The sequence below is a fragment of the Massilia sp. METH4 genome (genome assembly GCF_037094685.1).
GTDB lineage: Bacteria > Pseudomonadota > Gammaproteobacteria > Burkholderiales > Burkholderiaceae_D > Rugamonas.
The window spans coordinates 2187071-2214012 of the sequence record NZ_CP146614.1; the positions used below are offsets into that span (position 1 = coordinate 2187071).

Annotated in this window: 19 protein-coding genes and 1 riboswitch; of the genes, 5 read left to right on the forward strand and 14 right to left on the reverse strand. The window is 66.7% G+C overall.

The window, feature by feature from the left end; all coding sequences use genetic code 11:
• The first annotated feature begins 7 nt into the window (after window positions 1-7).
• Window positions 8-3817, forward strand: coding sequence for a glycosyl hydrolase family 65 protein (locus tag V6Z91_RS09785; RefSeq protein WP_338769765.1), 3810 nt, complete (start codon window positions 8-10; stop codon window positions 3815-3817).
• Window positions 3818-3918: 101 nt separating this feature from the next.
• Here the strand turns inward: V6Z91_RS09785 and V6Z91_RS09790 are convergent, their stop codons facing one another.
• Window positions 3919-4494, reverse strand: coding sequence for a TMEM165/GDT1 family protein (locus V6Z91_RS09790; protein ID WP_338769767.1), 576 nt, complete (start codon window positions 4492-4494; stop codon window positions 3919-3921).
• 112 nt (window positions 4495-4606) lie between these two features.
• A riboswitch (yybP-ykoY riboswitch) is annotated at window positions 4607-4721 on the reverse strand.
• 126 nt (window positions 4722-4847) lie between these two features.
• On the opposite strand from V6Z91_RS09790, the gene V6Z91_RS09795 reads away from it, so the two are divergent.
• Both V6Z91_RS09795 and V6Z91_RS09800 read left to right on the forward strand, forming a co-directional pair.
• Window positions 4848-6695 (forward strand): M1 family metallopeptidase, encoded by a 1848-nt coding sequence (locus V6Z91_RS09795; protein WP_338769770.1) that lies wholly within the window; start codon window positions 4848-4850, stop codon window positions 6693-6695.
• Window positions 6696-6705: 10 nt separating this feature from the next.
• Complete coding sequence (locus V6Z91_RS09800; RefSeq protein WP_338769773.1) at window positions 6706-8316, forward strand: serine hydrolase; 1611 nt, start codon at window positions 6706-6708, stop codon at window positions 8314-8316.
• A 607-nt stretch (window positions 8317-8923) separates the two neighbouring features.
• On the opposite strand, the gene V6Z91_RS09805 is transcribed toward V6Z91_RS09800, so the two are convergent.
• Together V6Z91_RS09805 and V6Z91_RS09810 are read right to left on the reverse strand one after the other, a co-directional pair.
• Complete coding sequence (locus V6Z91_RS09805; RefSeq protein ID WP_338769776.1) at window positions 8924-9730, reverse strand: methyltransferase; 807 nt, start codon at window positions 9728-9730, stop codon at window positions 8924-8926.
• Between the two features lie 111 nt (window positions 9731-9841).
• Window positions 9842-10489 carry a pyridoxamine 5'-phosphate oxidase family protein gene (locus tag V6Z91_RS09810; protein WP_338769778.1) on the reverse strand — a complete coding sequence of 216 codons (648 nt, stop codon included), beginning with the start codon at window positions 10487-10489 and terminating at the stop codon, window positions 9842-9844.
• Between the two features lie 89 nt (window positions 10490-10578).
• Between V6Z91_RS09810 and V6Z91_RS09815 the strand changes: the two genes are divergently transcribed.
• Window positions 10579-12126 (forward strand): PLP-dependent aminotransferase family protein, encoded by a 1548-nt coding sequence (locus tag V6Z91_RS09815; RefSeq protein WP_338769780.1) that lies wholly within the window; start codon window positions 10579-10581, stop codon window positions 12124-12126.
• On the opposite strand, the gene V6Z91_RS09820 is transcribed toward V6Z91_RS09815, so the two are convergent.
• The 10 genes from V6Z91_RS09820 to V6Z91_RS09865 form a co-directional block, all read right to left on the reverse strand.
• Window positions 12123-14570: a TonB-dependent receptor gene (locus tag V6Z91_RS09820; RefSeq protein WP_338769783.1), complete on the reverse strand. Its 2448-nt coding sequence runs from the start codon at window positions 14568-14570 to the stop codon at window positions 12123-12125. The genes V6Z91_RS09815 and V6Z91_RS09820 overlap by 4 nt on opposite strands.
• Before the next feature lie 319 nt (window positions 14571-14889).
• On the reverse strand, window positions 14890-15648 hold the full coding sequence (locus V6Z91_RS09825) for a spermidine synthase (protein ID WP_338769786.1): 759 nt from the start codon (window positions 15646-15648) through the stop codon (window positions 14890-14892).
• A 76-nt stretch (window positions 15649-15724) separates the two neighbouring features.
• The gene (locus tag V6Z91_RS09830) at window positions 15725-16213 is read right to left on the reverse strand and encodes an FxDxF family PEP-CTERM protein (RefSeq protein WP_338769789.1); all 489 of its coding nucleotides are present in this window, start codon (window positions 16211-16213) and stop codon (window positions 15725-15727) included.
• Window positions 16214-16368: 155 nt separating this feature from the next.
• A complete protein-coding gene (locus tag V6Z91_RS09835; RefSeq protein ID WP_338769792.1) occupies window positions 16369-16917 on the reverse strand; it encodes an FxDxF family PEP-CTERM protein in 549 nt (182 codons plus the stop codon).
• Window positions 16918-17048: 131 nt separating this feature from the next.
• Complete coding sequence (locus V6Z91_RS09840) at window positions 17049-18374, reverse strand: ATP-binding protein (protein ID WP_338769795.1); 1326 nt, start codon at window positions 18372-18374, stop codon at window positions 17049-17051.
• A gap of 32 nt (window positions 18375-18406) precedes the next feature.
• Entirely contained in the window at window positions 18407-19744 is a 1338-nt protein-coding gene (locus V6Z91_RS09845) for a sigma-54 dependent transcriptional regulator (RefSeq protein ID WP_338769797.1), read from the reverse strand.
• Between the two features lie 29 nt (window positions 19745-19773).
• Complete coding sequence (locus V6Z91_RS09850; protein ID WP_338769800.1) at window positions 19774-21015, reverse strand: FtsX-like permease family protein; 1242 nt, start codon at window positions 21013-21015, stop codon at window positions 19774-19776.
• Window positions 21016-21032: 17 nt separating this feature from the next.
• Entirely contained in the window at window positions 21033-22343 is a 1311-nt protein-coding gene (locus V6Z91_RS09855; RefSeq protein WP_338769803.1) for an ABC transporter permease, read from the reverse strand.
• Window positions 22344-22352: 9 nt separating this feature from the next.
• Window positions 22353-23045, reverse strand: coding sequence for an ABC transporter ATP-binding protein (locus V6Z91_RS09860; protein WP_338769806.1), 693 nt, complete (start codon window positions 23043-23045; stop codon window positions 22353-22355).
• A gap of 27 nt (window positions 23046-23072) precedes the next feature.
• Window positions 23073-24371: an efflux RND transporter periplasmic adaptor subunit gene (locus tag V6Z91_RS09865; RefSeq protein WP_338769809.1), complete on the reverse strand. Its 1299-nt coding sequence runs from the start codon at window positions 24369-24371 to the stop codon at window positions 23073-23075.
• 222 nt (window positions 24372-24593) lie between these two features.
• Between V6Z91_RS09865 and V6Z91_RS09870 the strand changes: the two genes are divergently transcribed.
• Window positions 24594-24968 (forward strand): DUF4148 domain-containing protein, encoded by a 375-nt coding sequence (locus V6Z91_RS09870; protein WP_338769811.1) that lies wholly within the window; start codon window positions 24594-24596, stop codon window positions 24966-24968.
• A 137-nt stretch (window positions 24969-25105) separates the two neighbouring features.
• Here V6Z91_RS09870 and V6Z91_RS09875 read toward each other — a convergent pair whose 3' ends face one another.
• On the reverse strand, window positions 25106-26908 hold the full coding sequence (locus V6Z91_RS09875; RefSeq protein WP_338769814.1) for a phosphoethanolamine transferase: 1803 nt from the start codon (window positions 26906-26908) through the stop codon (window positions 25106-25108).
• Window positions 26909-26942 lie beyond the last annotated feature (34 nt).

Here is a 26942-nt window from a genome sequence, read left to right on the forward strand (position 1 = left end):
GCCCGAGGTGCAACTGCTGTCGAACGGCCGCTACCACGTGATGGTGACGGCGGCGGGCGGCAGCTACAGCCGCTGGCGCGACCTGGCCGTGACGCGCTGGCGCGAGGACACCACGCGCGACAACTGGGGCCAGTTCTGCTACGTGCGCGACGAGGATGGCCATTTCTGGTCGAACACTTACCAGCCCACGCTGGCCGAGCCGGAGCACCATGAAGTGATCTTCTCCGAAGGCCGCGCCGAGTTTCGCCGCACCGACCGGGGCATCCACCTGTACACGGAGATCGTAGTGTCGCCGGAAGACGATATCGAGATGCGCCGGCTGCGCGTGACGAACAACTCGAACCGCCCGCGCACGCTCGAACTGACCAGCTTTGCCGAAGTCGTGATGGCGCCCGCCGCGGCCGACGCGGCGCACCCGGCGTTCTCCAAGCTGTTCGTGCAGAGCGAAATCCTGGCTGACGAGAAGGCGATCGTGTGTACCCGGCGCCCGCGCGGCAAGGGCGAACAGCCGCCGTTCATGCTGCACGTGATGACGGTGCACGACGCCGAGGTGCTCGAGGTGTCGTATGAAACGGACCGTGCGCACTTCATCGGCCGGGGCAACACGGCGCGGGCGCCGCGCGCGCTGGTCGAGCCGGGGCCGCTGGGCGGCGGCCACGGTTCGGTGCTGGACCCGGCGGTGGCGATCCGCTACCGCATCACCTTGCAACCGGACCAGATGGCGACCGTGGACATCGCCACCGGCATGACCGAAACGCGCGACGCGGCGCAACACCTGATCGACAAGTACCAGGACCGGCACATGGCCGACCGCGTGTTCGAGCTGGCCTGGACGCACAGCCAGGTCGTGCTGCGCCAGCTGAATGCCAGCGAGGCCGACGGGCAGCTGTACAGCCGCCTGGCCAACCACGTGATCTACCCGAACGCGGCGCTGCGCGCCGACCCTTCCGTGCTGATCAAGAACCACCGCGGCCAGTCGGGCCTGTGGCCCTACGCGATCTCCGGCGACCTGCCGATCGTGCTGCTCCAGGTGAAGGATTCGGCCAATATCGAGGTGGCGCGGCAGATGGTGCAGGCGCACTCCTACTGGCGCCTGAAGGGATTGACCGTCGACCTGGTGATCTGGTTCGAGGACACGTCCGGCTACCGCCAGGCCCTGTATGACCAGATCATCGGCATGATCGCCTCCGGCATCGATGCGCAGGCGATCGACCGGCCGGGCGGCATCTTCGTGCGGCCGCTCGAACAGATCTCCAGCGAAGACCGCGTCCTGTTGCAGACCGTGGCGCGCGTGATCATCAACGACGCGCGCGGCCCGCTGGCCGAGCAGGCCAAGCGCTCCGGGCAATCGGCCTTGCGCATGCCGCCCCTGCTGGCGGACAGCCGCGGCGAGTACGACGACGCGGGGCCTGCCACGCATATCCCGCATGACCTGATCCTGTGGAACGGCTTCGGCGGCTTCACGAGGGATGGCCGGGAGTACGTGATCGTCACCGGCCATGGCCGGGTAACGCCGGCGCCCTGGTCGAACGTGCTGGCCAACCCGCAATTCGGCAGCGTGATCTCGGAGAGCGGCCAGGCCTACACGTGGCACGAGAACGCGCACGAATTCCGCCTCACGCCATGGCACAACGATCCCGTCACCGACGCCAGCGGCGAAGCGTTCTACCTGCGCGACGAGTCCAGCGGCCACTTCTGGTCGCCCACGCCCCTGCCGGCACGGGGCACCGGCGACTACGTGACCCGCCACGGCTTCGGCTACTCCCGGTTCGACCACACCGAGGCCGGCATCACCTCCACGCTGACCACCTTCGTGGCCAGCGACGCGCCGGTGCGCTACACGCTGCTGAAGGTGCGCAACGATTCACCGGTGGCGCGGCGCCTGTCGGCGACCGGCTATGTGGAATGGGTGCTGGGCGAGATGCGTTCGAAATCGGGCCTGCACATCGTGACGGAGCTCGATGCCGTGAGCGGCGCGCTGTTCGCGCGCAATCCTTACAACACCGAGTTCTCGGGCCGGGTGGCCTTCTTCAACGTCGACGCGCCCAACCGCACGGCAACGGCGGACCGCACCGAATTCCTGGGGCGCAACGGAACGCTGGGCAGCCCGGCCGCGATGCGGCGCCAGCGCTTGTCCGGCAAGGTTGGCACGGGCCTGGATACCTGCGGCGCCCTGCAGGTGCCGTTCGAACTGATGCCGGGCGAAGAACGCGAATTCGTGTTCGTGCTGGGCATGGGCGGGCGGCGCAATGCCGACGCCACGGTGATGGTGCAGAAGCATGGCGGCGCCGCCGCCGCCCATGCCGCGCTGGAGGCGGTGCGGGCGCACTGGGAAACGACGCTCGGCGCGGTGCGCATCCAGACGCCGGACGCGGCGCTGGACGTGCTCGCCAACGGCTGGCTCATGTACCAGACCATCGCCTGCCGCCTGTGGGCGCGCAGCGGCTATTACCAGTCCGGTGGCGCGTTCGGCTACCGCGACCAGTTGCAGGATGCGATGGCGATGGTGCACACGGAGCCGCACCTTCTTCGCGAGCACCTGGTGCTGTGCGCGGCGCACCAGTTCGCCGAAGGCGATGTGCAGCACTGGTGGCATCCGCCGTCCGACCGTGGCGTGCGCACGCACTGCTCGGACGACTACCTGTGGCTGCCGCTGGCCACCGCCCGCTACGTGCAGGTGACGGGCGACCTGTCGGTGCTCGACGAAGAGGCCCAGTACCTGGAAGGGCGGCCGGTGAAGCCGGACGAGGATTCCTACTACGACATGCCGGGCCGCTCCCCGCTGGCCGAAAACCTGTACCAGCACTGCGTGCGGGCGATCCGCCATGGCCTGCGTTTCGGCGCCCACGGCTTGCCGCTGATCGGCTCCTGCGACTGGAACGACGGCATGGACAAGGTAGGCGCCGAAGGCAAGGGCGAAAGCGTGTGGCTGGCGTGGTTCCTGATCGACGTGCTGCGGCAGTTCGCCGTGGTCGCGGAGCGGCGCGGCGACATGGGCTTTGCCGAGGAGTGCCGCAGCGAGGCGGCAAAGCTGGCCGAGAACGTCGAATGCAATGCCTGGGATGGCCAGTGGTACCGCCGTGCCTATTTCGACGATGGCACGCCGCTCGGCTCCCACGAGAACGACGAATGCCAGATCGACTCGATCTCGCAGAGCTGGGGCGTGCTGTCCGGCGCCGCGGATCCCGACCGCGCAAAGGGCGCGATGGCGCAGGTCGATGCCCGGCTGGTGCGGCGCGACGGCGGCTTCATCCAGCTGCTCGACCCGCCGTTCGACAAGGCCGACCCGAACCCCGGCTACATCCAGGGTTATGTGCCGGGCGTGCGCGAGAACGGCGGCCAGTACACGCACGCCGCCGTCTGGACCGTGATGGCATTCGCCAGGATGGGCGACACGGCGAAGGCGTGGGAGCTGATGCGGCTGATCAATCCGGTGCAGCATGCGTCCAGCGCGGAAAATGCCGCCGTCTACAAGGTGGAACCTTACGTGGTGACGGCCGACATCTACGCGGTGCACCCGCACGTCGGGCGCGGCGGCTGGAGCTGGTACACGGGATCGTCCGGCTGGATGTACCGGCTGATCCTGGAATCGCTGCTGGGACTGGAGCGCAAGGGCGACCGCCTCGCGCTGGCGCCGCGCCTGCCGGACGAGTGGGACGGCTTCGACCTGTCGTACCGCTATGGCTCGGCCACCTACGCGATCCGCGTCACGCGCGGCCCGGCGGCGCTGGCGGTCGACGGCGTCGCGCAGCAGGGCAACGAGATCGCGCTGGCCGACGACGGGCGCGAGCACACCGTCGACCTGCATGTCCCCTGAAAATGTTGCTCGAAACCCGGTGACAGGCACCGGCAATTTTGCAACGACTGTTTCAAAAATCGAGGTGCCTGTCACCGGTTTTGCCACCGGTTTTGGCGGTTTTACAGGCCCACGGCCGTGCCTGCCCCCATCAGCGTGGCCACGCCCAGCACGACGAAGATCACGGCGGCGATGCCGTGCACCAGCTTCAGGTTGACGGCCGTGGCGGCGCGTTTGCCCAGGTAGACGGCGGGAACGTTCGCCAGCATCATGCCCAGCGTGGTGCCGACCACGACCGGAATCAGCGCATCGAAGCGGGCGGCCAGCGCCACGGTGGCGATCTGGGTCTTGTCGCCCATCTCGGCCAGGAAGAACGCCACGACCGTGGCGGTGAACACGCCGTAGCGACTGGCGGGCGTGTCGTCCTCGTCGATTTCGTCGGGCACCATGATCCAGGCGGCCATGGCGATGAAGCCCAGGCCGAGGATCCAGCGCAGCGCGCCGGGGCCCAGCAGCTCGGTCAGCCAGGTGCCGACCGCCGCCGCGCAGAAGTGGTTGACGACGGTGGCGACGAAGATGCCGGCCACGATCGGCAGCGGGCGGCGGAACTGGGTGGCGAGCACGAAGGCGAGCAATTGGGTCTTGTCGCCGATTTCGGCAAGGGCGACGATGCCCGTGGAGACGAGGAAGGCTTCCATGTAGGTGGCTGGGGGCCGGATGTTAACCAAGGATCCATGAGCGGTCCCGGCCCCTGTTAGTTTGTGCGGCCGCCCGTGGATCATTGGTCTCGCCAGACCCGCGCCGGTATGGAACCGGCGCCGGCCACCTGCGCCACGGCCTGCGGGCCGATCATGTTGACGCAGGTTCTTCCCGCGGCGGCGCTGCCGGTGCGCGGGCAAGGAGGCTACTCCCCAAAGAACGGGCGCCATGATAGCAGAGTCGGGGCCGGCGGAGCATGAAATCGGTGTTCCGTATGCTATTCTGCACCGCGCCCGCGCCGGCGATCCCGGCGCAAGCCCGACTCTCAGTACATGTCAAATAAAGGAAGCACATGCGAAAACCTTCTTTGCGCCTGGCGATATCCGCCGCGCTGGCACTGCTCGCAACCGCGGCCCACGCCCAGGACCCGCTCAGCTATGCCCGCTACAACGAGGTGCGCACGACCGACCTGTACCTCGACCTGAAGGCCGATTTTTCCCGCAAGACGCTGACCGGTTACGCCGAGCTGACGCTGAACTGGCTGGACAAGAACGTGCGCACCCTGGTGCTCGACACGCGCCAGCTGTCGATCGCCCGCGTGCAGGTGCAGAACGACGACGGGCGCTGGGTGCCGGCCTCCTACCTGCTGGACCGCCCCGATCCGAAGAAGGGCCAGGCGCTGCGCATCGCGCTGCGCAACCAGCCGAAGAAGGTGCGCGTGTATTACCACACGGCGCCCACCGCCGGCGCGTTGCAGTGGCTGACGCCGGCGCAGACGCTGTCCGGCAAGCGCCCGTTCATGTTCAGCCAGTCGCAGGCGATCGAAGCGCGCTCCTGGGCGCCGGTGCAGGACACGCCAGCCGTGCGCTTCACGTACGGCGCGCGCATCCAGGCGCCGAGCGGCATGCGCGTGGTGATGAGCGCCGAGAACGATCCGCAATCGACGGGGGCGGGCGGCTGGAAGTTCCGCATGCCGCAGCCCGTGCCTTCCTACCTGCTGGCGATCGCGATCGGGGAGATCGACGTGCGCAATGTGGGCCCGCGTTCGGCCGTGTATGCCGAACCTGGCCGCATCGAGGCCGCCGCGTTCGAACTGGCCGATACCGAGAAGATGATCGCCGCCGCCGAATCGCTGTACGGGCCATACCGGTGGGGGCGGTATGACATGATCGTATTGCCGCCGTCGTTCCCGATCGGCGGCATGGAAAACCCGCGCATGACCTTCCTGACGCCGACGATGATCGCCGGCGACCGCAGCCTGAACGACCTGATCGCGCACGAGCTGGCGCATTCGTGGTCCGGCAATCTCGTCACCAATGCCTCGTGGAAGCACTGGTGGCTCAACGAAGGCTTCACCACCTATGTGACCACGCGTATCATCGAGATCCTCTATGGCCGCGAGTTCGCGGACATGAACCTGCAGGTCGAGCAGGAAGAGGCGCTGGCATCGCTGAAGGAGATCCCGACCGCCAAGCAGGCCTTGCTCACGCGCGATCCGGACGTGAATCCGGAGACCTACACCGACGAAGGCCTCGCGTATCCGAAGGGCGCGTGGTTCCTGCGCACGCTCGAGCAGCGCGCCGGCCGCGAAGTGTTCGACCCGTTCCTGCGCGGCTGGTTCGACACGCATGCCTTCCAGTCGGCCACCACCGACCAGTTCCTTGCCTACCTGCGCAGCAACCTGCTGGACAAGCATCCCAACGTGATGAGCCCGGCCGAACTGGATGAATGGCTGTACGGGCCCGGCATCCCGGCCAGCGCGCAGCGCGTGGTATCGCAGCGCTTCCAGGCAGTCGACGCCCAGCGCGCCGCCTGGCTGAAGGGCGAGCAGGCGACGGCCGACCTGACGGCGCGCGGCTGGAGCGCGCCCGAGTGGATGCACTTCCTGAACGACATCGACAACAAGGCCAGCGCCGAGCAGTTGCGCGAGCTGGACCAGACCTTTGCGCTGAAGACCAGCAAGAACAACGAGATCGCCTACCGCTTCTATCTCGCCTCGGTGCATGCCGGCTACGACGTGCGCGAACAGCTGCAGGCCTTCCTGATGAGCGTGGGCCGGCAGAAGTTCGTGGTGCCGCTGTACACGGCGCTGCTGAAGAATCCCAAGGATGCCGCCTGGGCGAAGAGCGTGTTCGCCAAGGCGCGCCCGCGCTATCACCCGGAAACGCAGAAGTCCGTCGACAAGCTGCTGAAAAAATAATGGAGTAAGGATGTTCCTGAAGAAAACCACCGCCGCGCTGGTGCTGTGCGCCTGCGCGTCGCTCGCCCTGCCGGCCGCGCCGGCGCTGGCGTTCGATGCCGCCACCACCGCCACCGCGCCGGCCTTCGACCTGGCGCGCGACGTCAACCGCGCCCTGAAGACCTTCGACGTGCCGGGCATGGCGATCGCCATCGTCAAGGACGGCAAGGTGATCGCCGCGCAGGGCTTCGGCGTGCGCAAGCTGGGCGATCCGGCGCCGGTCACGGCGAAGACGCTGTTCGAGATCGCGTCGAACTCGAAAGCCTTCACGGCCGTGGCGCTGGCCAGGCTGGTCGACGAGGGCAAGCTCGATTGGGACGACCCGGTGATCAGGCATCTGCCGGACTTTCGCATGTACGACCCGTACGTGACGCAGGAAATGACGGTGCGCGACCTGCTCACGCACCGCAGTGGCCTGGGCCTGGGAGCGGGGGACCTGCTGTGGTGGCCGACAACGACGTTCTCGACCGACGAGATCATCCATAACCTGCGCTACGTGAAGCCGGCCACCAGCTTCCGCGCCAGCTACGCCTACGACAACCTGCTGTACATCGTGGCCGGCCGCATCATCGCGCAAAAGACGGGCAAGAGCTGGGGCGAGGCGGTGCAGGGCCAGATCCTGGACCCGCTGGAGATGACGAATACCACGACCAGCGTGGCGGCCATGCTGCGCGCGCCCGACCACTCGGCGCCACACAGCCGCATCAACGACCGGCAAGCCGTCGTCAAGCCGCTGCCGGTCGAGAACGCGGTGGGCGCGGTGGGGATCAATACGAGCGCCGAGGATATCGCCAAGTGGATGAACGTGCTGCTGGCCGGCGGCGAACTGCCCGAGGGCGGCAAGCGACTGTTCTCCGCCAGGCAATCGCGCGAGCTCTGGACGCCCGTCACGCCGATGAAGATCGCGGAACCCAAGCCGGCCCTGGCCGCCACGCGCGCCAACTTCAATGCCTATGCGCTGGGCTTCAACGTGCGCGACTACCGCGGCAAGAAGCTGGTGTTGCACGGCGGCGCGCTGCAGGGCTTTTATTCGCGCGTGCTGATGGTGCCGGAAGAGAAGCTGGGTATCGCGATCTTCACCAACGCCGAGAATTCGGGCTCGATGACGTCGCTGCAATGGCGCATCCTCGACCATTACCTGGGCGCCGCGCCGACCGACTGGATCGGCCTCATCGCCGCCGAGGAACAGGAGCGGCTGCGCCAGGACCGCGAAAAGGTCGGCAAGGCCGCGGCAAGCCGCGCCGCCGGCTCGAAGCCCTCGCTGCCGCGCACCGCTTACGACGGCGAGTACAGCGACCCGTGGTACGGCAAGGTGGTGATCCGGCACGAAGGCAACAGGCAGGTCATGGCCTTCACGCGCACGCCGGACCTCGTCGGCGAGATGGTGCACTTCCAGCACGACACGTTCATCGTGCGCTGGAAGGAGCGCAACTTCAATGCCGACGCCTACGTCACCTTCGCCCTGAACCCGGACGGCTCGATCGAGCGGGCGAAGATGTCGGCCATTTCCGACGAAACCGACTTCAGCTACGACTTCCACGACCTGGCGCTGACGCCGGTAAAAGCCAGGAAGGTGGAGTGACGCCACGGGGCCGGGGCAGGGCCGAGCGTCGTACCGCCCCGGTTTCAGGAGTTGTTCAGGAGTTCACCTCGATCGCCTGGCTGTTTTCATGGCGCATGCTGCACCGCAACCATGAATGAGCTGATAAAATTATTTTAAATACTATAAAAATATACAACACTTGGCATTGTCGCGGCGCCATGCGCGGGGGTAAGCTAGCAAGCTGGCGGCACGTAACAGTGTGCCGCCGTGTGATGCTCCAGGAAAAAATTCATTGCAATAGTGAGTTTCAGTGAGTTTGTTTCATGTGCAAATGCGGCATAATCACGCCCTTGTCATAAAAGTGAAAGTATTCTTCGCATGAGTGAACTGATGTTGTCGGTAGCTGCCGTTTGCGGTTCCATGGTGCTGGGCTTCATTGCCTTTTGCAGCTTCATGAGCCGGCTCCAGCGCAAATAGGATACGGCGGCCGCCGGCGGGCAAGACCGGCGGCTGTGGAGTCGGAAGCGGACCACCGGTACATCGGTAAGCGGTTCATCGGTAAACGACACTGCGATAACGGCACCGCAGCAATGGAACTGCGGGGACGGCACCGTGGTAACGGCACCGTCCCCGGTGCCGGTGCTGGTCAGGGCTTCACGAACTTCAGCGTCATGCGATCGCTTTCGCCGATCGCCGCATATCTTTCACGGTCCACCTCCTTGTTCGCGTAGGTCGGCGGCAGCGCCCACACCCCACCCTTGTGGTCGGCCGTGTCCCTGGGATTCGCATTCACTTCCGACTTCGCCGCCAGCTTGAAGCCAGCCGCCTCGGCCATCCTGATCACATAGGCTTCGTGCACATAGCCGCTCGACGTGGTTGCATCCTGCGTTTTCGCGGCAGGCAGGCGATGATCGACAACGCCGAATACGCCGCCCGGCTTGAGGGCGTCGTACACGCTCTTCAGGACGGCTTTCAGCCGGCCATCGCCTTCCTCGGTCCAGTTGTGCACGTTGCGGAAGGTGAGCACCATGTCGGCGCTGTTCTTCGGCGCGTAGTTGAACACCCCATTGGCGGGCTCGAACGCGCCCAGTCGTACCTTCCCGAACGCGGCGGGATTGCCGTCGAGCTTCTGCTTGAAGCGCTCGCCGGCCCGGGCGACGTTCGCGGCCTTCGATTCCGGCGTCGCGCCCGCCGCGATCAGCTGGCCGCGCTCGCGCAGGTAGGGCGCCAGGATCTCCGTATACCAGCCGGCGCCCGGCGACAGTTCCACCACCGTCATGTCGGGGCGGATGCCGAAGAAGGTCAGCGTCTCGTACGGATGGCGGTACACGTCCCGTTTCACGTTCTCGGGGCTGCGCTGGCTGCCGCCGATGGCGGCCTTCAGCGCGTCGTCCGCCAGCGCGGGCGCGCTGCAGGTGGCTGCCAGCATGGCGGCGGCGAGGATTCGTTTCATGCGATCTCCTTATGAGCATATGCGCGGCGCGAGAATGGCCGCGTCCCGGCGATGATGTGCAATAAAGACAAGCCGGTCAAGCTCGCCGCGCCCGCCGCCCCCCGCGTTGGCCTATTCCTGCCAGCGCCGCACGTACTCCGGCGCCGCGACATCGCAGCCGGTATCGACCACGGGGGCGCCGCGCGTTTCCCGCAGCGGCAGCACGCCGGCCCAGGCCGCGATGGCGAGGTCGGCCTCTTCGTCTTCCGGTGGCCCGCCGCGCACCTTGCAGGCCGCTTCATCCAGGGGAATGCGCAACACGGTGGTGGCCGCGTACTCCTTGTCGTTGCCGGGCCTGATCTCGCGCTGCCGACCCGGCACCAGGTGTTCCATGAACGCTTCCAGCGCCGTGCGCTTGCCCTGCGCATCGACCGCCGCGAAGCGGCCGTAGATCACGGCGCTGCGGTAGTTCATCGAGTGGTTGAAGGCGGAGCGTGCCAGCACGAGGCCATCGACGTGCGTGATCGTCACGCAGCAATCGCCGCCGAGCAGGCACTTGATCATGCGGCTGCCGTTCGAGCCATGGATGTACAGGTCGTTGCCGATGCGCCAGCAGGCGGTGGGAATGCAGTGCACGTCGTGCCCGTCGTGGAAGGCCACGTGGCAGACCCAGGCGGCATCGATGATGGCATGCAGCACAGCGGCATCGTGACTGGCGCGGTTGGCGGAACGTTTCACTTGCGTGCGGCCTTGCGTGCGGGAGGAAGAAGAAGTGTTCATGGTCTCCATTCGGTGGGTTGAGGGCGCACTATAATGGCGCTGCTGGCTCCTGGAACAGGTCCACTGCCAGCCTATTGATTGGAACCACAATGGACTACGCCCTGCTGTTGTCGACCTTCTCCCGCGACCATGGCCACCACAGCTGGCCACGCCAGCGCCTGCTGCACGAATGCCTGCGCCACGCGATCCGGGCGGGAACCCTGGCGGCAGGCACCCGCCTCGTGGCCACGCGAGCCCTGGCGGCCGAGCTGGGCATGGCCCGCAATACGGTGCTGTATGCCTATGAACAGCTGGCCAGCGAGGGTTTCGTGATGCCCGATCGGCGCGGCACCGTCGTCGCCCGCGTGATGCCCGATGCCGCGCCGGGAGGAGGTGCCGCACCCGAGCGCCGCGGCCGGCCGGCACCGGTCCAGGCGGGCCTGTCGCGCCGCGCGCTGGACCTGCGGCCGCTGTCGAACGGCGCCAGCGAAGGCCAGGCCTTCGTGCCGGGCGTGCCGGACCTGCACGCGTTTCCGCTGGGCCTGTGGCGCCGCCTGCTGGACCGGGCCTGGCGCAAGCTCGATCCAAGGCAACTGAACTACGGCGACCCGGCCGGGGAGTGGACGCTGCGCGGCGCGATCGCCGATTACCTGCGTGCCTCGCGCGGCGTCGTCTGCGCCGCGGAGCAGGTATTCATCACCGACGGCAGCCAGGCCACGCTGGACCTGTGCGCCCGCGCCTGCGCGGACGAAGGCGACATCGTGTGGCACGAAAACCCCGGCTACGGCGGCGCGCTGGCCGCGTTCCGCCATGCCGGCCTGGCGGTCGAAGGCATCGCCGTGGACGAAGAGGGCATGGCGCCGGCGGCGCAGGACTGGAAGGCACGCAAGCCGAGGCTGATCTACACGACGCCATCGCACCAGTACCCGGTCGGCACGGTGCTGTCGCTGGCGCGGCGGCTGGCGCTCATCGACGGCGCCCGGCGCGCCGGCGCCCTGATCATCGAGGACGACTACGACAGCGAGTTCCGCCACGACGGCCCGCCGCTGGCCGCCATGCAGGGCCTGGTGCCCGACGCGCCGGTGCTCTATTGCGGGACGTTCAGCAAGACGATGTTCCCCGGCCTGCGCATCGGCTACCTGGTGGCGCCGCCCGGCCTGGCGCCGCAACTGGCGCTGCTGCGCGCCCAGTCGGCATCGGCGGGGCGGGCGGCCGAGCAGCTCGCGCTGGCGGAGTTTCTCGCCAGCGGCCAGTTCCTGCTGCACCTGCGCCGCATGCGGCGGCTGTACCGCGAGCGCCGCGATGCGCTGGTGAGCGCGCTGGAAACGCACCTGGGCCGCATCGCCACCGTGCACGGCGCCTCGGCCGGCATGCACCTGTCACTGCGGCTCCCGGACTGGCTGCCGGACGAAGCGATCCGCGCCCGCGCGCGGGAAGAGGGGATCGTGGTGAATGCGCTGTCGACGCACGCGGTGGGGGAAGGGGGAGCCTGGAATGGCCTGATGCTGGGGTATGCCCAGGTGCCGGCGGACGCGATGGAGGGCCTGGTGAAGCGGCTGGCGGCCGTGGTGCACCTGGCCGCCTACGGAGCCGGCTATGGAGCCGGCAAAAGCCGGCCGCGGCAGGTCAGGCGACCCGCGCGGCCGGGAGGACGTTAGAACGCCCAGTCACCCCGCACGTACATGCTGCGCCCATTGATGCCGAACGGGCAGGTTTCCCAGCAGTGCGTGAAGCCCAGTTGCGGGAACGGCGCGGCGCCGGTCTTGTCCCATTCCGTCGGGTAGGTGTCGAACACGTTGTTCACGCCCAGTTGCAGGCTGAGCTTCTTCGTGAAGTTGTAGCGCAGCGTCATGTCCGCTAGCCACTTGCCTTCCCAGGTCTGGATGAAGCCCGGCGTGAAGCCCTGGCCCTTTACCTCGCCGTAGTAGTTGGCCCGCACGTTGCCGTTCCACTTGCCTACCGTGTAGTCGGCCGACAGCACATGGTGCTTGCGCGGCTGGCCGTGCTCGATCAGCGTGACCTGCGAAGCGTCGAACAGCTGCTCGCCCGTCAGGATCGAGGAAGTGGAATGGCGGCCCGTCACTTCGGTCTTGTTGAAGCCCAGCTGGCCGGACAGCACCAGCGTGGAACCCGGCCACCGCGAGGTGTGCTCGGCCACGATGTCCAGGCCCTTCGTCTTGGTGTCGACGGCGTTGGTGAAGAACTGCGCCTGGCCCACCTTCAGCGGCACCAGCACGTTGGCGATCGGCCCGCCGCCCGCTTCCGGTGCGATCGTGCTGGAAAACACGATGCGGTCCTTGATCTTGATCTGGTACACGTCGGCCGTGAGCGAGAAGTTCGGCAACGGACGCAGCACCAGGCCCATGCTGGCATTGCGCGACGTTTCCTCCTTCAGCGGCGCGATGCCCAGCGCGCGGGTCACGGGGCTGTCCTGCCGGGCCGTCAGCGTCTCGGTCAGCACGCCTTCCGCGTTCAGGTTGGTCGACACGGAGCTGTAGAACGCCTGTTGCACGCCGGGCGCGCGGAAGCCGGACGAATAGCTGCCGCGCACGCCCACCTGTTTCGACGGATCCCAGCGCGCGGTGACCTTGCCGGTGGTGGTGTTGCCGAAGTCCGAGTATTTTTCGTAACGCACCGCGCCCGTCAGCAGCAGCGTGTCGAGCGCGCGCCATTCCACGTCGCCGTACAGGGCGATATTGTGGCGCCCCTCGTCGACGGCGGTCGACGGCGTATAGCCGGGGAAGCCCTGGGTGCCCGACGCGGCAATGGTGCCTGCCGGCGTAAGAATCTGGATCGCCGGGTTGTTCGTGCGGCCGTACTGGTACGACACGGGGTCGCCGGCCTCGATCTCGTAGCCGTCGCGGCGCCATTCGAAGCCGGTGGCGAAGAACACGCCCTTGGCGAGCGGGCCCTTCACGTCGGCGTTGAAGGTGGTCTGGTTGAACTTCAGCTTGCCGGTATCGGCTTCCAGAGGGGACTCGGCATAGATGCCGCCGCCCGGCCGCGGCTCGTACCAGTAGCTGACGTTGATCGTGTTCTTTTCATGGAACGCCAGCTCACTGCGGCCATGATTGACCGAAACGTCGGCCTTCCATTCGTTCGGCAGGTCGAGGCGGTAACCGACGGCCAACGATGCATCCTTGACCGTGGTGCGGATGTTCGGCAGGTAGCCGTTCGGGTACACCGCCGTGACGGTGCGGTCGTCGCCGGCCGAGCGGAAGAAGCCGGAAGAATCGCCCTTGCGCTTCGAAGCGCCGCCGAAGGCGTAGAACTCGCCGCCACGGCCCGCGGGCAGTGCCGCGTTGGCCCACAGGTAGGCATCCTTCGCATCGCTGTCGCCGATCCGCTGCGTGACGCGCGGCGGATCGGTGCGGGCGGTATCGAGGCCGGCGCGGTTGGTCTCGTTGCGGCGGCGGCCTTCGACGGAAACGTTGATATAGCCGCCGTCGCTGCCCAGCGCCCAGCCGCGGTTCACGCTGCCGGAGATCATGTCGCCGTCGCCTTCGGAGGTGGTGCCCACCTGGCCGGAGACCTGGGTCTCGTTCACGTTCGACTTCAGCACGATGTTGATCACGCCGGCGATCGCGTCGGAACCGTATTGGGCGGCCGCGCCGTCGCGCAGCACCTCGATGTGATGGATGGCCGACAGGGGGATCGCATTGATGTCGGTGCCGGCCGAGCCGCGGCCGACGGTTTGCTGCACGTTGACGAGCGCCTGCTGGTGCCGGCGCTTGCCGTTCACCAGCACCAGCAACTGGTCGGGGCCCAGCGAACGCAGGGTCGCGGGCCGGATGATGTCGGTACCGTCGCTGATGAACGTGGACGAGAAGTTGAACGACGGGTCCAGCGTCTGAAGCAGCTTGCCCAGCTCGAGCGGGCCGGCTGTCTGCATGTCCTTCACGTTGATCAGGCCGACCGGGGCGGCGGTGTCGAGGGCGGTACGCGCGGCCGAGCGCGACCCCAGCACGACGACGGTTTGTTGTTCGGCCTGTGCCGCGGGGGCGGCTTGGGCGGCGGATGCTTCGGTCTGTGCACAGGCCTGCGTTGCCAGCAGCAGCGCGGCGCCGGCCAGGGCGGTGCGGCGGAAGATGATCTGCTTCATGTGTCTTTTATCGTCTCTTGGTTGGATGGGGTGAAGCACGCGGTGGGGGTGTCCCGCGCTGAGTCTAACTGGCCGGTAATAAAGTTGTAACGCGCTGTTGCGCCAGATGAACGGAGTGAAAATATTGCGTGATTAATACGGGAAACTGCCGTACGCTGTTGGCCCTTCGTTGCGAGAAGCGCACTTTTCGCACTGCCGGCGCGGCATTTTTACGACAGTTCCACGGTTGTGCGGCAGCAGGCTGCCTGGGGACACGGGGCAGGGCGCCCCGCGCCGAAGGGGGAGGAGAAGGATACGCGGCGGCCGCTGGCGCGCCGCATCAGGCGTGGTCCAGCATCCACTCCTTCAAGCCGTCCACCCACTTCTTCGCCGGCAGGTTGTAGGTCTTCCTGATTGCCGCGGCGCGGTCGTACAGCACGGAAAAGTCGAGCACCGGCGCGGACTTGAAGGCGATCGCGACGATGTTCGCGTCGTGCACCTCGGGCAGCCATGCCACGGCGTCGAAGGCCAGTTCCATGTGCTGCAGGTTCTTGCCGTAGTTGTCGAACTCGCCGAAGACATTGGCGGTCATGATGCCGCGCTCGGTGAGGCAAGCGCTGCATGCCTGGTAGAACTCCGGCGTGTCGAGCACGGGGCCGCGCGCTTCCTCGTCGTACAGGTCGACCTGCAAGACGTCGATGCTGCCGTGATTGGCCGGGTCGTTGACGAAATCGAGCGCGTCCATCTGCCGCACGTTTAGCCGCCCGTCATTCGGCGGCAGTCCGAACAGGGCTTCGCAGATCGCGATCACATTCGGGTTCAGTTCCGCGGCCGAGACCCGGGCATCCGGAAAACGGGCATGGCAGAACTTGGTCAGCGCGGCGCTGCCCAGCCCGAGCTGGGCGATGTGGCGTGGGCGGTCCAGGAACAGCAGCCACATCATCATCATCTGCACGTATTCGAGCTCGATCGCATCCGGCTTCGCCAGGCGCATGGCGCCCTGCACCCACGAGGTGCCAAGGTGGAGCGAGCGTACGCCTTCGAATTCGGTGATGGTGGCGGGAGGGTGGCCGGGCAGGTCGAAACGGTTCTTTTGCATCGCGCGAGTGTACCAACGGGCGCGAAAAAAAAGGCGCCGAAGCGCCTTTTCATGATGCGGTACTGCTGAAATGAAATTACTGCTGCTTGCGACGACGTGCGGCGAAGGCCAGCACGCCCAGGCCGCCGGCCAGCATGCCGTAGGTGGCAGGTTCCGGGATCGGGCTCGTCACGTTGAAGTCGCCGCCGTAGGAAGCAGCGTTGCCGGTGACGGTGCCGGACACGACCAGCGTCAGCGGGCCGGAGACTTCTTGGCCCAGGATTGCAGCGATCGACAGCGGGCCGATATCGCCCGAGTCAACGTTCACGCCGTTCAGCGTGATGCTGGTGAACGACAGGTCGGACACGCTGGTTGCCGTGTTGATCAGGCTGCCGAACACGGTGCCTTCGCCGCTGAAACCGGTGAAGGTGAAGGTGTCGGTGAAGGAACCGGCCAGGTGCGAAGCACCCAGGGAAGCCGAGTACACGTTCGGACCGCCGATCAGGTCGATGGTGTAGTCGGCAGCCAGAGCGGAACCGAAGGCGGGCAGCAGGGCAGCTGCCAGTGCGAGAGATTTCAATTTCATGCTTACCTCGTCGAAGGGTTATTAACTATAGGAGTCGACAAGTTAAGCCAGCTTTAAGGTGTTGTCAATATTTTATTGAGAGCGTTACAATTAGCTACAAAAAAAAAGACGCCGAAGCGTCTTTTTTGCCACTCATCAACGGTTTTTAAATGCTTTTAGGAACTTTTGAGTGAAGTTTGCAACTTTTTGCGGCTGAGCATGGCGAGAACGCCCAGGCCACCCAACAGCATGCCGTAGGTTGCCGGTTCCGGTATCGGACTGATGTTGATGGTGCCCGCGTAGCTGGCCGAGGCCGCGCCCATCATCCCTTCCGTGTCGCCGTACACGGTCAGAACCAGCGGGCCCATGATCGGTTCGCCCAGCATCCACCCGTATTCGAACACGCCGTTTCCGGTCAACGTCATCGCATAGCCATTGATTTCGGCAGCGTAGAAATTGATGTTTGTTGCCGGTTGGAATCCGATCGTCACCAGGCTCGCGTCCACGGACCACGAACCGCTCGTCGGCGAGAAGTTGAAGATGTCGATGAAATCGCCGGTTTCGGTATGCGTGACACCGAAATGCGCGGACAGCGTGCCGTCGGCGTTGCCGCCCAGGTTTACGTTCGTCACGGTATCGTCGGCGTACGCCGCGCTGCCGAACGCCAGCGCGACAGCCACCGCCGTGCTGCTCAGCGCGCTACTCAAGACGTTGGAATATTTCATGATGGAATCCCCGGAAAAAGTGCCGCCCAATGCGGGCCGCGTGGTTCCACATTAGAACTGCCGGGTTCCCTCGCCACAGGTTTATTGTTGCCTTATGAGTAGGCTCAATTCGTTAAGAAAACCGACAGCGGTCATGTTGTGTCCGCCCTACGTTCCGCCGGCAATAGCAGCGTGACGGCCAGGCCGCCACCGTCGCGGTTGGCCAGCGTGATACGGCCACCATGCGCCTCGGCAATCTCGCGCGCGAGCGCCAACCCCAGTCCCGTACCGCTGCGCTTGGTGGAATAGAAGGGCACGAGCGCGTTCGTGAGCACGGCATCGCTCATGCCCGGACCGCGGTCGCGTACCTCGATCCGTACCGTATCCTGCGCGCGCCGGATTTCCAGGGCGACAGCATCGGCAGGGGAGCCCGATTCATGCGCATTCTTCAGCAGGTTCAGCAGCGCCTGTTGCAGCTGGGCGGCATCGAATGCGGCAGTTTCGGGCGGCAACGTGCCCTCGAGCCGGAACGTGGCCTGCCCGGCCAGCCCGGCAACGAAGGCGGGCCAGGCATGCGGGGTCAACCGCGGCGCCGGCAGTTTCGCGAAGCGCGCATAGCCGAGGATGAATCCCTCCAGGTGGCGCGTGCGTTCCTCGATGGTCGCAAGGATCTGGGGCAGCCGTTCGGTCTGGCCACGGCGCACCAGTTCGGTGCCGGAATGGGCCAGGGATGCCAGCGGGGCCAGCGAATTGTTCAGCTCATGGCTGATCACGCGGATCACTTTCTTCCACGTCTGCACTTCCTGCCGCCGCAGCTCGAGCGTCAGCTGGCGCAACAGCAACAGTTCGTGGCGGCGCCCGTTCAGGTGGAAGCGGCGCCGCGCCAGGTGGAACACCTCTTCCTCGTCGCCTTCGCCGATCGTGAACAGGCCGTCGCCGCCGCGCGCGACGGCGTCGCGCAGCGGCGCCTTCGCCGATTCCAGCAGGGCGTCGAGGCGGTGCCCTTCCAGCTTGCGCCCGGCGCCCAGCATGTGGCGCGCCGCGACGTTCGCATACACGATCGGCCCCGCATCGGCGACCAGCAGCATCGCCACCGGCGTGTTCTGCACCATCGTATCGAGCAGCAGCTCGCGCTGCACGAGGTTGAGCCGCTGTTCGCGCAACACTTCGCCCAGCGCGTTGTGGGCGGCCACGAGTTCGCTCAGCTCGTCGTCATGCGGCCAGTGCAGGCTGAAGGAAAAGTCGCCATCGCGGTAGCTGGTGACGGTGCCGGCCAGCGCCCGGTACAGCGACACGATCGGTCGCAGTTGCGCGCGGATCGTGATCACCGACAGCGGTACCACGCACAGCAGGCAGACGCCCAGCACCAGCAGTGGCCGGCCGGGGAGGTAATGGTCGAGCGCCAGCGCGATGACGATGCCGACGGTGAGCAGCGTGCCCACCAGTGCCGACCAGCGCGTGAGAAGGGAAAGTCGCATGCCTTCCGATGGGGCCTTGCGCCGCGGCGCCCTCAGGGGCGCGCGATGCCGAGCCGTTCCATGCGGCGGTACAGGGCCTGGCGCGACAGGCCCAGTTCGGCGGCCGCCTGTGCCACCACGCCATTGGCCCGGGCCAGCGCGCCGCTGATCGCATCGCGGTCGGGTTCCGCATCCGGCGCGCCAGCGGCGGCAGGGGCGGGCAGGCCCAGGTCGGCGGCGCCGATGGCGGGCCCGGCGGAGAGCAGGCGGGCGCGTGCCATCACGTTCTTCAGTTCGCGCACATTGCCCGGCCACGGGTGCCCCAGCAGGGCCGCTTCCGCGTCCGGCAGCAATGCCTTGCCGGCGCCGCGGAAGTGCCTCGCCAGCGGCAGGATGTCGCCGGGGCGGCTGGCCAGCGCGGGCAGCTTCAATTCGATCACGTTGAGGCGGTAGTACAGGTCTTCGCGGAAAGTGCCCGCGCGGATCATGGCCGGCAGGTCGGCGTTCGTGGCGCTGACGATGCGCACCGCCACCGTGCGCTCGCGGTTCGAGCCCAGGCGCTCGAAGCGGCCCGTTTCCAGCACGCGCAACAGCTTCATCTGGCCCGCCAGCGGCAGGTTGCCGATTTCGTCGAGGAACAGCGTGCCGCCGTCGGCCGCCTCGAACTTGCCCTCGCGGGCCCTGGAGGCGCCGGTATAGGCACCCGCATCGGCGCCGAACAGTTCGGCCTCGATCAGTTCGCCCGGCAACGCGCCGCAATTGAGCACCACGAAGGGACCGCCGGCCACCTGCGAATTGGCCTGGATGATCTCGGCGATGCGTTCCTTGCCCGTGCCGTTCGGGCCGCTGATCAGCACCGGTACGTCGGCCCGCGCGACCTGGCAGGCGAGGTGGATGACGCGCTCGGTGGCTGGGTCCTGCCACACCAGGCCGCGCAGGTCGTACTGTTCCAGTTCGCGCCGCTGCCGCAACTCGCCCTGCATGCGCTGGCGCAACGCACGGTTGGCCTGGCCCAGTTCCAGCAGGTTCTTGACCGTGGCCACGAGGCGGTTGTCATCCCACGGCTTGGCCAGGTAGTCGGCGGCGCCGGCCTTCACCAGGTCCACCGCCGCGTCGAGATGCGTCCATGCCGTGAGCAGGATCACCGGCAGGTCCGGGTGGCGCTTGCGGATCGCCCGGAACAGCGCCACGCCCTCTTCGCCGGAGGTGGTGTCGGCGGTGAAGTTCATGTCCTGTATCACCAGGTCGATCACCGCGGCACGCCGCTCCAGCAGCGCCAGCCCCTCGTCGGGCGAGGCGGCGCAGAGGGTGGCGATATCGTGCAGCGAGAACAGCACTTCCAGCGCCATCGTGATGGCGGCATTGTCGTCAATGATCAGTACGGTCGGCATGATGGCGCCAGCATAACATTCCGCGCTTCCTAGACGACACCGCGAGTGGCCGTGGCCGGCGAAATGCTGGCCGCGCGCCATGCGGGCCCGTACACGGCGGCGATGCCCAGGCCCAGGAAGATGGCGGCTCCGGCCAGCAGGTAGCTGCCGGGCAGCCGCGCCAGTTCCAGGCTGGCGACCAGGAAATGATTCAGGCCCAGCGCGCCGAGCAGGCCGGCGGCGATGCCGGCGCTGGTGATCATCACGTTCTCCGTGACGAAGTAGCGCAGGATGTCGACGCGGCGCGCCCCGAGCGCGCGGCGCACGCCGATCTGCTTGCGCCGCTGCGTGACCCACAGGCTGGCCATGCCGACGATGCCGCTGGCCGTGACCAGCATCAGCAGCACGCTGACTGCGACCAGCATCCAGGCCAAGCCGCGGTCGGCCCGATAGCGGTCGGTGCGATCGTCATCGAACGTTTTCGCGCGCACCACGATCCGGTTGTTGGCATCCTTGCGCAAGGCCGCCTCCGCTTCCTTCATCACGCGGTCGCGCTGGCCCGGTTCGGCACGCACCGTGTACATCGCGCGGGGCGAGGTGATGCGGCGGATCGGCTGGATGATCGACATCTCGCCCCGTTCGCCCACTTCGGCGCTGGTCGATTGCAGCCGTTCCACCACGCCGACCACGCGGGCCGCCGCGGCGTCGCCGCCGGTGCCGAAGTAGATCTGCTTGCCGACGTAGCTGGCGGCGTCGGGCCACACTTTCTTCGCCAGCGCCTGCGTGATGACGATCACGCTGGTTTCGTAGGCATCCTTCGCCATGTCCAGGTTCACCACCTCGGTCGGCAGGAAGTCGCGGCCTTCCACCAGTTTCAGGCCCCAGGTCTTGACCAGCGAATCGGGCGACACATAGTACGCCGTTCCCGTCGACACCTTCACCTGGTCGCGGCTGGCGGCCATGCCCGTGTTGTTGCCCGAGTTGGACAACGGTACCTGGTTGGTCTGCGCCACCGACTGCACGCCCGGCACGGCGCGCAGCAGCGCGGCCTGGCGGACCTGTTGCGCCACCATGTCGTTGAAGGTGCTCGCCGAATGGAGTTCGCTGACCTGCAGGTGGAAGATGTCGGCCTCGCGCTCCACGCCGGAAGGCCGCTCCATCACGGCCTGGCGCACATTGACGATGTGCAGGGCGTTGGCGAGGATCGCGAGGCTCAGCGCGACCTGCACCGCCACGAGGATGGGGCCGGTCTTGTTGCGCATCAGCGATGACAGGATGGGACGGAACTCCATGGCGCTCTCCTATTTCTCTATTGGGATTTCAGTTGCAGGGCGGGCGTGACCTGGCAGGCGCGCCAGGTCGGCAGCAGCCCGGCCAGGATCGCGGCGGCCACCGCCATCGCGAACGTCACGCACAGCATCGCCCAGTCCATTTGCGCCACCAGCGCCAGCTGTTTCGATTGCAGCGAGATCAGGCCGAGTGCGCCCAGTGCCAGCAGCAGGCCCAGCACGCCGCCGGCCAGGCCGACGACGGCCGTCTCGACCAGGAATTGATGGAAGATCTCCCTGCGCGAGGCGCCCAGTGCGCGGCGCACGCCCACTTCCGGCGCCCGCACGGAAAACTTGGCCAGCAGCAGGCCGACGGTGTTCACGAGGCACAGCAGCAGGAAGCCGAAGGCGAGCCAGGCCGACAGCTTGTTGTCGTTGCCCACCACCTTCAGGTGTTCCAGCCATTCGGTGAGGTTGTACAGGTGGTTCGGCGCATTGCGCGGCATGCGGCCCAGCTTGCGCTGCTCGGCAGCATAACCGTCGATCCAGTCCTGCAAGGCGGCCCTGTCGGCCTGGGAATGCAGCTCGAACCAGAACTGGATCCACGTGCATTCGGAACGGATGAAGGCCTGGTAGCCGGTACCGGCGCTGCTGGTGCAATTCGTGCTGCCGTTGTTGTACCACTCGTGCCGCACGGCCGACGCCATGGGCAGGAAGAACTCATCTTCCTCGTCGAAGGCGCCCATGCCCACGATCCGGTGGAAACGCGGGATCGGATCCCACGAGTCGATGACGCCAGTGATGAGGAAGTCGAAACCGTTGTAGCGCAGCCGCCGGCCCACCGGATTGTAGTTCCCATACAGTTTTTCCGACAGCGCGCGCGTCAGCACGATCACGTCGGCACCCGCCTTGTCGTCGGCCTCGCTCCACGCCTGCCCATGCAGGAAGGGGATCTCGAACATCGCGAAGAAATCGCGATAGGGCCCGCCGCCAGTCACGACGAACGGCGCTATATCCTTGCGGTCCGGCTGGATCGTGCCGCCCAGCCCCATCATCGCCGTGCGCCGCGCCCCCTGGCCGCTGGCCTGGAGGTTCATCGCATCGGTATAGCTGACCTGGTCGTCGTTGGGTCTGTCGCCCGGCGAATAGCCTTCCAGCGGGCCGTTGTTGAAGACGACCGAGATCAGCCTGTCGCTCTTGTGCGGCATCGGATTGCCGGACATGACGTGCAGGATCGTCAGCGTCGCGACGCTGGCGGCGACCCCGATGGCCAGGGTGAGCACCATCAGGGCGGTGAGCGCCGGATTGCGGCGCAGGTTGCGCAGCCCAAGTCTGAAGTAATAGCCGAACATGGTTGCTCCTCAGGCCACCAGCGTGGGCGACTTGCGCACCAGGTCCGAAACCTGGCCGTCGATGATGTGCACGTTGCGCTGCGAGCGCGTCGCCAGTTCCGGGTCGTGGGTGACCATCAGGATCGTCGTGCCCTGCGCGTTGATCTCTTCCAGCAGTTCCATCACGCCGCGCGCCATCTGCGTGTCGAGGTTGCCGGTCGGTTCGTCGGCCAGCAGCAGCTTGGGCGAGCCGGCAAGCGCGCGGGCGATCGCCACGCGCTGCTGCTGGCCGCCGGAGAGTTCGGCCGGATAGTGCTTCATGCGCGCGGCCAGACCCACCTTGGCCAGGGCATCCTCGATGCGTTCGCGGCGCTCGGCCGCGTTGAAGCCGCGGTAGCGCAGCGGCACGTCCACATTGTCGAACAGCGACAGGTCGGGGATCAGGTTGAAGCCCTGGAAGATGAAGCCGAGCTTTTCATTGCGCAGCTTCGAGCGGGCGTTGTCGTCCATGCCTTTCACGTTGATGCCGTCGAGGATGTATTCGCCGGAGGTGAATTCTTCGAGCAGGCCGGCGATGTTCAGGAAGCTCGTCTTGCCCGAGCCCGAAGGGCCCGTGACGGTGACGAATTCGCCCTGTTTCACGTGGATCTCGAAGCCGCGCAGCGCGTGCGTTTCGATCATGTGGGTGCGGTAGACTTTGCTCAGGTTTTGCATGCGCAGCATGGTGGCCCCTTGTCGGTATCGGGAAGATTAATGGTTGATCGAGACGCGCCGGGCGTTCTCGAACGTTTCGGTACCGGCGACAACGACCTTGTCGCCCTGTTTCAGGCCGGCGAGGATCTCGACGGCGTTGATGCTGGTGGCGCCCATGCGGATCGGCGTGCGCACCGCGACGCCGTCCTGCACCAGGTAGGCATGGCGGCCGCCCTCCGATTCCACGAAGGAGCCGCGCGGCAGCAGCAGTGCGTTCGGCTTTTCGTCGATCAGGAGGCGCGCCTGCACGCGCTGGCTCTGGCGCAGGCCGTCCGGCTGCCGGCCCTCGAAGCGCACACGCGCCAGCACCTGGTTCTTCACCACTTCCGGCGACAGCGCGGACAGCTTGCCGATGGAGGTGGCGCCATTGACGGTGATCTCGGCGCGCATGCCCAGGCCCAGGTCGTTCACATAGGTCTCCGGCACTTCGAGCTCCACTTCGAGGGCGGACAGGTCGACGAGCGTCATCAGCGGCGTATTCGCCTGCACCACGCTGCGGTTCGCCACATTCAGGGTGCCGATGAAGCCGTCGACCGGCGCGCGCACCGTCAGTTCATCCACGCGGCGCTGGGCATTCGCGAGCACCAGCTTCTGGCGTTCCAGCTGGGCGCTCTTCGTGCGCAGCGCCAGGTCGACATCGTCCTTCTCCAGCGTCGAGGCCTGCGTGGCATGCCGCGCGCGGATCTCGGCGGCGCGCAGCGCATCCTTCGCTTTCTGGTAATCGATCTTGGCGACCACGCCTTCGTTCGCCACGCTGTCGTAGCGCTCCAGCGTGCGCTGGGCGGACAGGCGGTCGATCTCCGCCGTGTCCGCATCGCGCTGCGCCAGCAGCTTCTGCTTGCGTGCCAGGATCTGCTGGCGGGCCACCTCGGCCGCCAGTTCCTGGTACGTCGACTGCTCCTTTTTCAGCTCGTCGGTCAGGTCGGGCGATTCCAGCACGGCCAGCACGTCGCCCCGCTTTACGGTATCGCCGGCGCGCACCTTCAGCGTGACGGTGGAAGAGGGCGCGGTCGAATACAGCGTGGGGCTGACTGCGGCCACGATGCGGCCGTTCACGGCGGCGTCGCGGATCAGCGTGCCGCGCGTGACCTCGGCGATGCGCAGGCGCGCGGCGTTGACCGAATGCTCGCTGGCCGACCAGCCGGTGAATGCCGCCCCGAAGGCCGCCACGAGCGCCACGCCGCCGGCGGCCAGCAGCGCCCGGCGCTTCCACGGCCGGCCCGGCGGGGCGGCGATGATGGTGTCCTGGTGGGAGGTGTCGCGGATCATGGTGGTGTCGGCAAGTCGATGTTGCATGGCTTACAGCATGAAGCGTGCCAGTTGTTAAGTGCTTGATTTGGCACGAAGTGGACAGGTTTGTCCGCTGTCCGGCGCTGTCCGCGAGCGTCCGTGTGTATCGCCGTGTATCCGGGCGCGGACGCGATACGCGGCGTTACGCCCGGGGGCGGATGTGGACATATCCCCCATACATGCGGGGCGTCTAATGAACCCATCGCAACCAACCATGAGGAGTCCACCATGAACACCACGAACACGATTGCCGCCCTGCTGCTCGCCGTTTCCGCCATCGCTTCCGGCGGCGCGGCTGCCGAAGGCCTGACCCGCGAGCAGGTACGCGCCGAAGTCCTGGCCGCCCGCGCCGCCGGCACACTGACCAGCGGCGGCGAAGGCTACCAGGCCGACATCTTCACGCCGTCCACGCGCAGCCGCGCCGATGTACGGGCAGAACTCGCCGCCGCCCGCGCCGCGGGCACGCAGTTCGACGGAGAAGCCTACCCGGGGCCGTTGCCGCAAGCGAAACCGGTCGCCCGCACCGACGTCCAGGCTGAACTGGCCGCCGCCCGCGCCGCCGGCACGCTGGTCGCCGGCGACCACTATCCGGCAAGCTACTGACCTGCCGAACTCATGCATTGCAGCGTCCCGAAACGCTCGCAAGCCCTTGATTGCCAAGGGGGCAGCATGAGGACGTAAGGCTGGGCTCGTGTCCCCATGGTGCCAGACACCATGGGGACACGAGCTCGGCTGTTGGCTCAGCGCTTCTTCGGCTTCTTCGCGATCACTTCGCGGCAGTCGCCGCGCAGGGTGGCGTTGTCGTAGTCGGTCCAGCCGTAGCTGTCGACCCAGCGGGTGTGGCGCTGGAAGGTGGGGGACAGGAAGCTCCATTCGAGGCGGTCGCCGGGGTAGCGCACGTCGGCCATGTCCAGCAGCGTGTGGAACATGTTCTCGGTGGCGAGCTTCGCCTTGCGGTGCCGCCGCAGTTCGCGCACTTTCGCCGGGTAGCGGTCCTGGTACTGGTCGGAGTACCACATGAACGCGGGGACGCGGAATTCGTATTGCGTGTTGTGGCCGTGGAAGGCGAGGCGGCAGGTGCCGTCGTACAGCGTCTGGCCGTGGTCGGCCACGTAGAGCAGGGCGCTCGGGTGCGGTGCCGCCTTGAGGCGGCCGAGCACCCCGGCCAGGAACCAGTCGGTGTACAGGATCGCGTTGTCGTAGCTGTTGTTCAGTTGTTCCTTGATGGCGATGTCGGTATAGGCCGGCTTGTCGACGCCGAACAGCGACGGCTGCCAGCGGTCGAACGCTCGCGGGTAGCGCTGGCTGTAGTTCCAGTGGCTGCCCAGCGTGTGCAGCACGATCAGCTTCTTCGGCGCGGGATCGGCCATCGCCAGCCGCAGCGGTTCGAACAACACTTCATCGAGGTTCGATTTCGCCGAGAAGCCGCCCAGGTTGGTGAACTGCACCACGTCCGCCTCGCGGGCGAATACGGACACGGGCGTGTCGAACTTGCCGAACGAGATCTGGTTCGACAGCCACCATGTGCGAAATCCCGCTTCCTTATAGGCGGTGATGAACGATTTCTCGTTAAAGCCATCCTTCAGGCTCTGCCGCGCCGGCTTGCGGGAAATGATGACGGGTACCGAAAGGCGGGTGGCCGACACGGACGTGATCACGTCCGGCAGCGCCACCAGGTTCTTTTCCTGCGCCAGCAGCGGGTTCGTGTCGCGCCCGTAGCCGAACAGGCGCCAGCGGTCCTGGCGCGACGATTCGCCGATCACCAATACGATCGTTTCCGGCACATCGTCCGGCGCCGGCTGGTCGGCGCCGAACTTGAAGTGGCGGCTCGTTTCATTCAGTTCGGCGAGGTAGCGCCGCTCGTGATAGAAATCGATGCCGCGCGCGGCCAGGCCGAACGGCCAGGATTTGATGAAGGCATCGAAGTGCAAGGGCGGGCGGGCCCATGCCGGCAGGGGCGCGAGGGACAGCCCGGTGGCGCGCGCGCCACGCTGGCCATCCCCGGCGCTCGCGGAAGCCGAAGCGGGCGCTTGCCGGCCGGCGCCGGCTTCCCAGGCGTAGGCGGCCAGCAGGGAGAAGCCGCCCAGCAGGGCCAGCGCGACCCAGCGCGACGGTCCTTCCCAGTCCAGCCCGCGGGTCAGGCGGGCGGCGCGGAACGTCATCACCCACCAGGCCGCCACAAGCGCCATCACGGCCACCATGGTCCATACCTTATTACCCAGGAACTCGAGCGCCTCGACCGGGCTGGTCTCGGCCAGGATGCCCAGGTGGTGCGTGGAAATGCCCTGGCCATAGAAGACCAGCAGGTAGATCTCGGTGGGCAGCGCCATGAACGCGGGGATCAGGAGCCAGTGGAAATACGCCGGCCGTTTGAACATGGCCCAGACGGCGGTCCACGCGGCGATCTCGATGCCGAGGATGCGCCAGCCATCGTCGACCGGGTTGCCGAGCAGGACGCGTATCCACGGCACGAGCGACAGCGTCAGGTAGCTGAGCAGGATGAACAGGTGCGCCGGACGGGGCAGGGAAGGCAATGGGGACATTCGGCGGCTGGTGGTGGCGCGGGCAAACGCACGG

Bases quoted from the DNA above. Each gene is read 5' to 3' on its own strand.
- V6Z91_RS09810 (WP_338769778.1), bottom strand. From the start codon at position 10,489: ATGAACACTTCTTCTTCCTCCCGCACGCAAGGCCGCACGCAAGTGAAA.
- V6Z91_RS09820 (WP_338769783.1), bottom strand. From the start codon at position 14,570: ATGAAGCAGATCATCTTCCGCCGCACCGCCCTGGCCGGCGCCGCGCTG.
- V6Z91_RS09830 (WP_338769789.1), bottom strand. From the start codon at position 16,213: ATGAAATTGAAATCTCTCGCACTGGCAGCTGCCCTGCTGCCCGCCTTC.
- V6Z91_RS09860 (WP_338769806.1), bottom strand. From the start codon at position 23,045: ATGCTGCGCATGCAAAACCTGAGCAAAGTCTACCGCACCCACATGATC.
- V6Z91_RS09850 (WP_338769800.1), bottom strand. From the start codon at position 21,015: ATGGAGTTCCGTCCCATCCTGTCATCGCTGATGCGCAACAAGACCGGC.
- V6Z91_RS09875 (WP_338769814.1), bottom strand. From the start codon at position 26,908: ATGTCCCCATTGCCTTCCCTGCCCCGTCCGGCGCACCTGTTCATCCTG.
- V6Z91_RS09865 (WP_338769809.1), bottom strand. From the start codon at position 24,371: ATGCAACATCGACTTGCCGACACCACCATGATCCGCGACACCTCCCAC.
- V6Z91_RS09870 (WP_338769811.1), top strand. From the start codon at position 24,594: ATGAACACCACGAACACGATTGCCGCCCTGCTGCTCGCCGTTTCCGCC.
- V6Z91_RS09840 (WP_338769795.1), bottom strand. From the start codon at position 18,374: ATGCGACTTTCCCTTCTCACGCGCTGGTCGGCACTGGTGGGCACGCTG.
- V6Z91_RS09805 (WP_338769776.1), bottom strand. From the start codon at position 9,730: ATGAAACGAATCCTCGCCGCCGCCATGCTGGCAGCCACCTGCAGCGCG.
- V6Z91_RS09795 (WP_338769770.1), top strand. From the start codon at position 4,848: ATGCGAAAACCTTCTTTGCGCCTGGCGATATCCGCCGCGCTGGCACTG.
- V6Z91_RS09790 (WP_338769767.1), bottom strand. From the start codon at position 4,494: ATGGAAGCCTTCCTCGTCTCCACGGGCATCGTCGCCCTTGCCGAAATC.
- V6Z91_RS09800 (WP_338769773.1), top strand. From the start codon at position 6,706: ATGTTCCTGAAGAAAACCACCGCCGCGCTGGTGCTGTGCGCCTGCGCG.
- V6Z91_RS09815 (WP_338769780.1), top strand. From the start codon at position 10,579: ATGGACTACGCCCTGCTGTTGTCGACCTTCTCCCGCGACCATGGCCAC.
- V6Z91_RS09835 (WP_338769792.1), bottom strand. From the start codon at position 16,917: ATGAAATATTCCAACGTCTTGAGTAGCGCGCTGAGCAGCACGGCGGTG.
- V6Z91_RS09855 (WP_338769803.1), bottom strand. From the start codon at position 22,343: ATGTTCGGCTATTACTTCAGACTTGGGCTGCGCAACCTGCGCCGCAAT.
- V6Z91_RS09825 (WP_338769786.1), bottom strand. From the start codon at position 15,648: ATGCAAAAGAACCGTTTCGACCTGCCCGGCCACCCTCCCGCCACCATC.
- V6Z91_RS09845 (WP_338769797.1), bottom strand. From the start codon at position 19,744: ATGCCGACCGTACTGATCATTGACGACAATGCCGCCATCACGATGGCG.